The organism is Caulobacter sp. D5, assembly GCF_003185805.1.
Taxonomy (GTDB): Bacteria; Pseudomonadota; Alphaproteobacteria; order Caulobacterales; family Caulobacteraceae; genus Caulobacter.
This window is the reverse complement of sequence record NZ_QHJY01000422.1, coordinates 1-9,604: the sequence shown is the minus strand read 5'-3', so window position 1 is coordinate 9,604 and position 9,604 is coordinate 1. Positions and strand designations below refer to the sequence as shown.

General features: G+C 70.1%; 7 protein-coding genes and 1 pseudogene. 4 read left to right on the top strand and 4 right to left on the bottom strand.

The window, feature by feature from the left end:
- A pseudogene (locus DMC18_RS22730) lies at positions 1–207 on the bottom strand (hypothetical protein); the annotation flags it as partial.
- Positions 208–383: 176 nt separating this feature from the next.
- Positions 384–1,598, bottom strand: a complete 1,215-nt coding sequence (locus DMC18_RS22725) for an NADP-dependent isocitrate dehydrogenase (RefSeq protein ID WP_110133333.1) — start codon at positions 1,596–1,598, stop codon at positions 384–386.
- 229 nt (positions 1,599–1,827) lie between these two features.
- On the opposite strand from DMC18_RS22725, the gene DMC18_RS22720 reads away from it, so the two are divergent.
- The gene (locus DMC18_RS22720; RefSeq protein ID WP_233245341.1) at positions 1,828–4,338 is read left to right on the top strand and encodes an ATP-binding protein; all 2,511 of its coding nucleotides are present in this window, start codon (positions 1,828–1,830) and stop codon (positions 4,336–4,338) included.
- Here the strand turns inward: DMC18_RS22720 and DMC18_RS22715 are convergent.
- On the bottom strand, positions 4,322–4,726 hold the full coding sequence (locus tag DMC18_RS22715; RefSeq protein WP_146218177.1) for a hypothetical protein: 405 nt from the start codon (positions 4,724–4,726) through the stop codon (positions 4,322–4,324). The two genes, DMC18_RS22720 and DMC18_RS22715, sit on opposite strands and share 17 nt — an antisense overlap.
- Positions 4,727–4,883: 157 nt before the next feature.
- On the opposite strand from DMC18_RS22715, the gene DMC18_RS22710 reads away from it, so the two are divergent.
- Positions 4,884–5,372: a hypothetical protein gene (locus tag DMC18_RS22710; protein WP_110121513.1), complete on the top strand. Its 489-nt coding sequence runs from the start codon at positions 4,884–4,886 to the stop codon at positions 5,370–5,372.
- 9 nt (positions 5,373–5,381) lie between these two features.
- Here the strand turns inward: DMC18_RS22710 and DMC18_RS22705 are convergent, their stop codons facing one another.
- The gene (locus DMC18_RS22705) at positions 5,382–6,407 is read right to left on the bottom strand and encodes a serine hydrolase (RefSeq protein ID WP_110133332.1); all 1,026 of its coding nucleotides are present in this window, start codon (positions 6,405–6,407) and stop codon (positions 5,382–5,384) included.
- Between the two features lie 97 nt (positions 6,408–6,504).
- Between DMC18_RS22705 and DMC18_RS22700 the strand changes: the two genes are divergently transcribed.
- Together DMC18_RS22700 and DMC18_RS22695 are read left to right on the top strand one after the other, a co-directional pair.
- A complete protein-coding gene (locus DMC18_RS22700; RefSeq protein WP_199228582.1) occupies positions 6,505–7,317 on the top strand; it encodes an RNA methyltransferase in 813 nt (270 codons plus the stop codon).
- Positions 7,318–7,481: 164 nt separating this feature from the next.
- Positions 7,482–9,604: TonB-dependent receptor (locus DMC18_RS22695; protein WP_110133331.1), on the top strand; the 2,123-nt coding region annotated here is incomplete at its 3' end.

Sequence of the window (9,604 nt, the reverse complement as noted above, 5' to 3'; positions counted from 1 at the left end):
GGGCTCCGGTTCGGGCGGCGGCGGGGGAGGGGGCTGGATCAGATCGACCGCGATCGGCTCGGGCTCGGGCGGACGCGGCTCCGGCTGCGCCATCAGCACCGCCAGCAGAGCCAGGCCGTGGGCGCCGACGCTGACCAGGCCGGCCGCCAGCTGCGTCGCGCGCGAGGAGCGGCGGCGGGCGGGTTGGTCGATCAGCGGTCTTGGCATCACGCGTCCGTGGCGAGCGCCGGAACGCCGACGCCCGTGCAGGTGAACACTCCCGCGCGTCAGGATCGTGGCGAGCCGCGCCGCTAAGCGGACGCAGGCGCTAACATCCCTTCGCGCCCAAAGAAAAAGGCCCTCCCGCGAGGGAGGGCCTTCTCTTTTCCGAAAGGTCGGACCGCTTAGGCGGCCATGGCCTTCTGGAGGTTCTCGTCGATCTTGTCGAGGAAGCCCTCGGTGGTCAGCCAGCCTTGCTTGTCGCCGACCAGCAGGGCCAGGTCCTTGGTCATGAAGCCGCTCTCGACGGTGTCGATGCAGACCTTTTCCAGGGTGGCGGCGAACTTGGCCAGTTCCTGGTTGTCGTCGAGCTTGGCGCGGTGCGCCAGGCCGCGGGTCCAGGCGAAGATCGAGGCGATCGAGTTGGTCGAGGTCGACTCGCCCTTCTGGTGCTGGCGGTAGTGGCGGGTGACGGTGCCGTGGGCGGCTTCGGCTTCCACCGTCTTGCCGTCCGGCGTCATCAGCACCGAGGTCATCAGGCCCAGCGAGCCGAAGCCCTGGGCGACGATGTCCGACTGCACGTCGCCGTCGTAGTTCTTGCAGGCCCAGACGTAGCCGCCCGACCACTTCAGCGCCGAGGCGACCATGTCGTCGATCAGGCGGTGCTCGTAGTGGATGCCCTTGGCCTTGAACTGGTCGGCGTATTCGGCGTCGAAGATCTCCTGGAAGATGTCCTTGAAGCGGCCGTCATAGGCCTTGAGGATCGTGTTCTTCGTGGAGAGGTAGACCGGGTAGCCGCGGTTCAGGCCGTAGGCGAACGAGGCGCGGGCGAAGTCGCGGATCGAGTCGTCGAGGTTGTACATCGCCATGGCGACGCCGGCGTCCGGAGCCTTGAAGACTTCGTGCTCGATGGTCTCGCCGTCTTCACCGACGAACTTGATCGACAGGGTGCCCTTGCCCGGGAACTTGAAGTCGGTCGCGCGGTACTGGTCGCCGAAGGCGTGACGGCCGACGATGATCGGCTGGGTCCAGCCCGGCACCAGGCGCGGCACGTTCTGGCAGATGATCGGCTCGCGGAAGATCACGCCGCCCAGGATGTTGCGGATGGTGCCGTTCGGCGACTTCCACATCTTCTTCAGGCTGAATTCCTCGACGCGTTGCTCGTCGGGGGTGATGGTGGCGCACTTCACGGCCACGCCGTGCTTCTTCGTCGCGTTGGCCGCGTCGATGGGCACCTGGTCGTCGGTGGCGGCGCGGTTCTCGACCGACAGGTCGTAGTAGTCCAGTTCCAGGTCCAGATACGGGAAGATCAGCTTATCCTTGATGAGCTTCCAGATGATCCGGGTCATTTCGTCGCCGTCCATGTCGACGACGGGATTGGCGACTTTAATCTTGGCCATTGCGGGGTCTTCCTCTCGCGGTGGCGCGCTCTGACGCTCGGCGCACAGGGCCGGAACGTGGCGCGGACGGCGAGCCCTATAGACTGTTGCGGCCGCTGGGGAAAGGCTGCGTGGCGGCGCCTCGCGCCGGAGCGCGGCATTCCACCGCAGGCGACATCACCCCCGCAGCGCCCTAATGGGTTGAGATCGTGCGGAAGGTCCCTGGCGGGGGACGGTTTGGGGGAGATGCGTGAGCAGCCTGTGGCGCCATACGGACGTGAAATCGCCCCTGGCGCGACGGCTCCTGGCCTTCGCCGCCCTGGTGTCGATCGCGGTCACGGGGCTGGTCACGGCGGTCACCTTCTACTTCGTCCAGCAGAGCGCGGCCGAGACCCAGATGCGCCACCTGGCCGAATATGTCGGCGAGCGGGTGAAGACCGAGGACCGGCTGTTTTCCGACCTCGTCAAGGTGCACGACGCCTCCAGCCTGGCCCTGCTGCGCCGGCTGCGCGAGATCGAGCCGGACATCGACCGCCAGTTCGACCTGCTGTTCCCCGACCACGGCGACGGCACCCGCCGCACCGCCCCGCGCCTCTATGACGGCGGCCGGACGGGCAACCACTATGTCTACGGCATCGGCGGCTTCGTGCCCCACGCCGCCGACCTGAGCCGCGCGGACAAGGCCCTGCTGGTCGGGGCCATGGAGGTGGTGGCCAACGCCGGCGAGACCGAGATCGGCCACTACGACAACTTCTACTTCTTCACGCCCGACACCCGGCTGGTGATGTTCGGCCCCAAGCGCAAGGACCGGCTGCTCTACTACCGGCAGGACGCGCCGCCGACGCTCGACATCTCCAAGGAGGAGATGACGCAGCTGACCCGGCCGGAGGCCAATCCGCAGCGGGTGATGAAGTGCACCAAGCTGCGCAAGCTGATCTCCAATCCCAGCGGGCGCGGGCTGAACGCGGCCTGCATGACGCCCTTCGACATGGGCGGGCGGCACGTCGGGGCCTGGGGCACCAGCCTGTCGCTGGATTCCTTCCTGCTGCGGGCGGTGGGCGACGCCCTGCCGGGCGGCCAGAACCTGATCGTCTCGTCCGACGGCGAGCTGATCGCCGCCCCGGGCCTGGCCAAGGACGGGGTGGTCGACGCCGCCCAGCTGGCGCGGGTGCAGTCCAGCGAGCGGGTGGCCGACCTGGTGGCCCAGATCCGCAGGCACGGCGGCGACGTCGGCGCCCTGCGCGACCGGGCCGGCGACCGGGTGGTGGCCTACGGCCGGATGAAGGAGCCGGACTGGTACTTCCTGATGACCTTCCGCTCGGACCAGATCGTCTGGAACGCGGTGAAGACGGCCTCGTGGGTGCTGCTGTTCGGCGTGGTCGGGGTGATCGCCCAGCTGCTGCTGCTCTATCGCCTGATGGCGCGCGAGGTGGTCACGCCGCTGCGGGGCCTAGCCGAGGCCCATCGCGAGGACGACGGCGTCGCGGCCGCCCGCATCGAGGCCCGCGGCGACGAGATCGGCGCTCTGGCGCGCGCGTTGCGCAAGCAGCGGGAAGTGCACGACGACCTGCTGCGCTCGCTCGAGGACCGGGTCGCCGACCGCACCCGCGAGCTGGAAAAGGCCAACCAGGCCAAGTCGGTGTTCCTGGCCAATATGAGCCACGAACTGCGCACGCCGCTGAACGGCGTCATCGCCGTCGGCGATCGCCTGGCCGAGGAAAGCGATCCGGCCCGCCGCCGCGAGCTGGCCGCCTTGGTCGCTTCGTCGGGCCGCCTGCTGGAGCAGGTGCTGGGCGATATCCTCGATGTCTCCAAGATCGAGGCCGGCGAGTTCCAGCTGACCTTCGCGCCCTTCGACCTGGAGACCTTGGTCGCGGGCATGGCCGAACTGCACCGCGCCTCGGCCGAGGCCAAGAACCTGACCTTCTCGTGGTCGGTGTCGCCCGAGGCGATCGGCCGCTACGAGGGCGACGCCGGGCGGATCAGCCAGATCCTGTCGAACCTGCTGGGCAATGCGGTGAAGTTCACCAGCGTCGGCGGGGTGGACCTGTCGGTCGAGCGGATCGGCGACGTGGTGCGGTTCAGCGTCAGCGACACCGGGGTGGGCTTCGACGACGCCGTGCGCGAGCGGCTGTTCAAGCGCTTCGTCCAGGCCGACCAGTCGATTACCCGCCAGTTCGGCGGCACGGGCCTGGGCCTGTCGATCTGCGCGGCCCTGGCCGAGATGATGGGCGGCTCGATCGATGCGCGGGCGGTGACCGGACGCGGCGCGACCTTCATCGTCGACCTGCCGCTGCAGCCTTCGACCGAGATCCTCGGCCACGAGGACGACGAGGACGACGGGCCGATCTCGCTGGAGGGGCTGCGGGTGCTGGTCGCCGAGGACCATCCGGGCAACCGCAAGGTGGTCGAGATCGTGCTGGAGCCGTTCGGCGTCGACCTGACCATGGTCGAGGACGGCGATGCGGCGCTGCGGGCGCTGGACGAGCAGCCCTTCGACGCCGTGCTGATGGACATGCAGATGCCGGTGATGGACGGCCTGACCGCCACCCGGGCCATCCGCGCCCGCGAGGCGGCCCAGGGCGCACGGCGGATGCTGGTGATCATGCTGACCGCCAACGCCATGGACGAGCATATCGCCGCCGCCCACGCCGCCGGCGCCGACCTGCACGTGGCCAAGCCGCTCAATCCCGGCCTGCTGGTCCAGGCCCTGGCCGGCGCCCGCACGCGCCTGACGACGAAGATCAGCGCGGCGGAGTAGGGGGCACCAGGCTTTCCGGGGCGCAACCGTCCGGCGTTTCGCCGAGCTCGGCCGGCGCGGGCCAGACCTGCAGGGTCTTCCGCGTCAGCGGCAGGTTCGGGCCTCGCAATTCGCACCACAGCGTCATGTCCGGAAGGAAGCTGAGGTTCATCGAGCCGGCGAGCGTCGCCTCGACCATCGACACGCCGGTCGTGGGATTGGCGCGGGTCAGGGTTCCCGTCGCCACCTCGGCATCCAGCCAGAATATCCGCCAATCGACCGTGGCGTCCTGGCCCGGCGGCCGGCGCCAGTCGACCCGCACCGCGGGCCCCAGCATGGCCAGCCCGTCCGGGCCAGGCGTCACCTCGAGGGCGGATGGCGGCGTGTCGGGCGGGGCGGTTGACGACATGGCGTTGCTCGCGAGCGTGAAGCCCCACCATAGCCGATGCCGCCGATCGCCGTCAGGTGGCGCCTCGCCTTTCGCACGGCTCGGGCGAGCCGATTGGATTGACGAATGTAATCTTGCGCCTAGAGTGTTCGGACCTGTCGTGGGGGAGAAGGCCGGCATGCATCGATCCGTATCGATCCTGGTCGCGGGCCTCTTCGCCGGCCTGATCGCCGGCTGCGCGCTCGCCGCGCCGGTCGCGCCATGGGTGGAGTGGGGCATGACCGACGCCGAGGCGACGGCCCGGTCTGCGGGAGCGCTGTCGCCGGCCCGTCTCGAAGAGCCTGGCCACCTTCAGGTCGAAGAACCCCAGTTCGTCTCCAAGGGGCGCATCCGCCAGGGCGACCGCTGGTTCGATGCGGCCTTCGTGTTCGATCCTCGGGAGCGCCGGCTGCACAGGATCGCTCTGAGCCTTTCCGACGCGGACGGCTGCGCGCGGTTGCTGGACGAAACCCTCGCACGGCGCGGCCGGCCCGACCGCCTGCTGAAGGGATCTCGCCAGGGGCTCGGCGGAATGTATGTCTGGGAGGGGCCGAGCGGCGTCATGCTGAACTATCGCCCCCGCTTCTCCGATTGCGTGCTGATCTACAGCGCCCCGACCCGCCGCTGAGACCTCTGTTCAGGCTTTCCCCGCCCCCGCCAGCACCGTCCGCGCGATGTCCACGATCAGCGCAGTCCGATCCTCGTCCTCCAGCGGCGAGGCCTTGAGGAAGATGGCCAGGGCGAAGCGGCGGCCGTCTTGCATCTGGACCATGGCCAGGGTGGCGTCGGCGGCGCAGAGGCCAAGGTCGTAGGGCGTCCAGGTCGTCAGGGCCGCCAGGCGGGCGCCGGCGGGCAGGGCGGGGCGCAGGCGATCGCCGGCGGCGGCCTCCATCAGGCGCAGCAGGCGGCCCCGGCCGTCCTGGCTGGTCAGTTCGAACTGGTTGAGGGCTTCCAGGAAGCGCACCGCGCCCAGGGGCGTGGCGGTGTCGCGCGGATCGGCGAGATAGCGCTGCTGGGCGGCCCGGCGCGTGGCCTCCGGCGTCGCCAGCACCGCCTTGCGCCAGGCCTGGCCTTTCCAGTCGGCGCGGAACGAGGCCGCGCCCGCTTGTTCGGGCAAGAGCTGGCGGGCATAGCGGTCGAGGCGCACGCCCTCGACCTTGCGCAGCTCCAGCCAGGCGGTGACCGCGCCGGGACCGCCGATCCGCTTGAGCAGCACGTCGGCGGCGGTGTTGTCGGACAGGGCCACGGCGCGCTTGAACAGGTCCTCGACGGTATAGCGGCCGTGGGCGGGCCAGGCGTCGGCCACGGCGCCGGGCGGCGGCGACAGGTCGACGTCCTCGATCGTCAGGATCTCGGACGGCGACAGGGCCTTGGCCTCGATCTCCGACAGCACCGCCGCGCCCAGCGCCGCCTTCCAGACCCCGTCCATCGGGAAGGGGCGGTCCCCGGCCGTGGCGATGCGCTGGGCGGTGGTCAGATCCTGGGCCGCGACGCCCAGGATCCCGGGACGGGCCCGCTCGGCCAGGGCCGCCAGCCTGGGGTTCAGGGTCTCGGGATCGAAGGCCGGGTCGTCCTGGCCGGCGCCCGAGCGTCCGCGGCAGGCCGCCAGCGTCCCAGCCAGGGCCGGCGCGGCGAGGGCGGCGAGCAGGGCGCGGCGGTGCATGGGGCCTCCGGTCGGAACAAGCGTGAGCGGGGGCTAAACGCGCCAGAACGCGCTTCGGACTTGCGCGGAGGCGCGCTGCGGCGGCAAAGGGACGCCCATGACCGCCGAAATCGCCGAAACCGCCTCGCAAGACGTCGTCCGCACCCCGCCGTGCGTGATCCTCAGCGCCCCGCAACTGGCCGAGAACATCGGCGCGGTGGCGCGGGTGATGGCCAATTTCGGCCTCTACGAGCTGCGGCTGGTCAATCCGCGCGACGGCTGGCCCCAGGAGCGGGCCTGGGCCAGCGCCTCGGGCGCCAGCTGGCCGCTGGACGACGCCAAGGTGTTCGGCAGCCTGGCCGAGGCCATCGCCGACCTGCACCTGGTCTACGCCACCACGGCCCGCCCGCGCGAGACGCGCCTGCCGGTCTACACCCCGCGCGAGTCCGCCGGCCACCTGGCGGCCGAGGTCGAGCAGGGCCGCAAGGTCGGCCTGCTGTTCGGCGGCGAGCGCGCCGGGCTGGAGACCGACGACATCGCCCTGTGCCAGGCCATCGTCTCGATCCCGATCGACGAGCGCTTCCGGTCGCTGAATCTCGCCCAGGCCGTGTCGATCAACGCCTACGAATGGAAGATGACGGTCGATGACCGTCCCTGGAAGAAGTTCGAGCTGAACGTCGAGGGGCCGGCCGACCAGGCCGCGATGCAGGGCCTGTACGAGCATCTGGAAGGCGAGCTGGACAAGGCCGGCTTCTACCATCCGCCCGAGAAGAGGCCGTCGATGGTGCGCAACCTGCGCGTCCCGCTGGCCCGCGCCCGGCTGACCGACCAGGAGGTCCGCACCTTCCGCGGCGTGATCACCGCCCTGTCGAAGGGACGCGGTCGGGTGCTGGCCAAGCTGGCCGCCCAGAAAGCGGCGAAGGAGGAGTAGAAACTCCCACGTTCCGGGACCAGAGAAACCGGTTTCCCACCTTACAGGGCTTTAATTTTCGCATCCGCGAAAACGCCGCTATCCAGCCCAAATCCATGGCCAAGGTTCGGTTGTGGGCGGCACTCGACGGTTGAGCGTCGGGGCGAGCGTGGGGAGTAGGGGCGATGGCGCTGGGCGGAACGCTGCTGCAAGGTCTTGCGGCCGCCTTGGCCGTGGGAAGCGGCCAGCCGGGCGAGACCAAGCCTGCCGAGCCGGCGAGCGCCGAGGCCGCCGCCTCGGACGCCAAGTCATCGGACGCCAAATCCTCCACGACGGCTGCGGCCGCCGCGCCCGTTGAAAACGCGCCTGCCGAGACCGCGCCCGCCGGCGCGACGACCGAAGACATCGACAGCGTCGCCGGCGTGACGGTCGACGCCGCGCCGCGCGGCAAGACCGAGGGGCCGATCGAGGCCGAGCACGTGCTCGACGAGGCCGACATCCAGGCCTATGGCGCGGGCAGCCTGTCGGAACTGGTCACGGCCCTGGCGCCCCTGACCGTCTCCTCGCGCGGCCGGGGCGGCGACGAGCCGCCGATCATCGTCATCAACGGCCAACGCATCTCCGGACCGCAGGAGATGAACGGCATCCCGCCCGAGGCGGTGCTGAAGGCCGAGATCTATCCCGAGGAAAAGGCTCTCGCCTACGGCTACCGCGCCGACCAGAAGGTGCTGAACTTCGTCCTCAAGAAGAACTTCCGCCAGGTCTCCGTCGAGGACGAGCGACGCTTCGCCACCGAAGGCGGCCGCACCTTCTCGGAGGAGCGGGGCGGCCTGTTCAAGGTCGACGCCGACGGCCGCTGGACCGTCAATGTCCGCTATCGCCGCGAGACGCCGCTCTATGAGCAGGAGCGCGACATCATCCGCGCCAGCACCTCGCCCTACGACCTGCAGGGCAACATCGTCGGCCCGCCGCTGGCGACGCCGACCGAGATCGACCCGGCCCTGTCGGCCCTGGTCGGCTCGACCGTGACCAGGGCCGCGGTTCCGGGCGCCTTCGCGGGCGCCGCGCCCAGCCTTGCCGATTTCGTCGCCGGCGCCGGCGGCTTTGCGACCGACGACCTGACCGCCTCGCGCACCCTGCTGCCGCGCGGCGAGGAGGGGGCGATCCAGGGGGGCTACAGCCGCAACTTCGGCAGGACCACGGTGTCGTTCAGCGGCAATCTCGAGAGCACCAGCCGGATCAGCTATCTGGGCCTGACCGGCGTCAAGCTGGACCTCTACGACGACAACCCGTTCTCGCCGTTCGAAAACGACGTGGCCCTCTATCGCTATCTCGACGTGCGCGACGCCCTGCGCCGCAAGATCGACACCGACAAGATCGAACTGGCGACGACGGCGCTGGGCATGTTCGGGGGCTGGCGCTGGAGCCTGTCGGGCAATTTCGACCTGACCGACAGCGCCACCCGCACCGGCCGGGGCGTGGACACCTCGCTGTTCACCGCCGCGGTCAAGGCCAACGACCCGACGGTGAACCCGTTCGGGCCGATCCCGGCCAGCCTGCTGCGCTACAACGCCCAGGACACCGCCGACTCCGTCACCACCAACGCCAAGGCCGAGTTCACGGCGTCCGGCGCCCTGGCGCAGCTGCCGACGGGCCGTCTGCGCGCCACCTTCAAGACCGGGGTCGACAGCCGCCGGGTCGACGCCGACAGCGTGCGCTCGGGCGTCGCCACCCAGCGCGACCTGACCCGCGACCGCGCCACCGCCTATGCCAGCCTCGACCTGCCGCTGCTCGAGCGCGGCGAGGGGCCGCTGGGCTTCATCGGCTCGGTGTCGCTGAACGGCAACGGGCTCTACGAGCAGTTCTCCGACATCGGCGGGCTGGTCACCGCCGGGGGCGGGGTGTCGTGGCAGCCGATGAAGGGCGTCAGCCTGGGGCTGAACTACAGCACCGAGGAGGGCGAGCCGACGCCGCAGCAGGTCAACGACCCGGTCGTGCAGACGCCCAACGTCTCGATGTACGACTTCGCCACCGGCGACACGGTCAACGTCACCCGCATCGAGGGCGGCAACCCGAACCTGAAGCCCGACAGCCGCCAGGTCGTGAAGCTGAACTTCTTCTACAAGCCGTTCGAGAAGACGGACTTCTTCTTCTGGGGCAACTACACGGCCAGCCGCATCGACGACCAGATCGCCTCGTTCCCGTCGATCTCGCCCGAGCTGGAGGCGGCCTTCCCGTCGCGCTTCGTGCGCGAGGCCTCGACGGATCCGACGCAGGTGGGGCGGCTGATCTCGGTCGACAGCCGGCC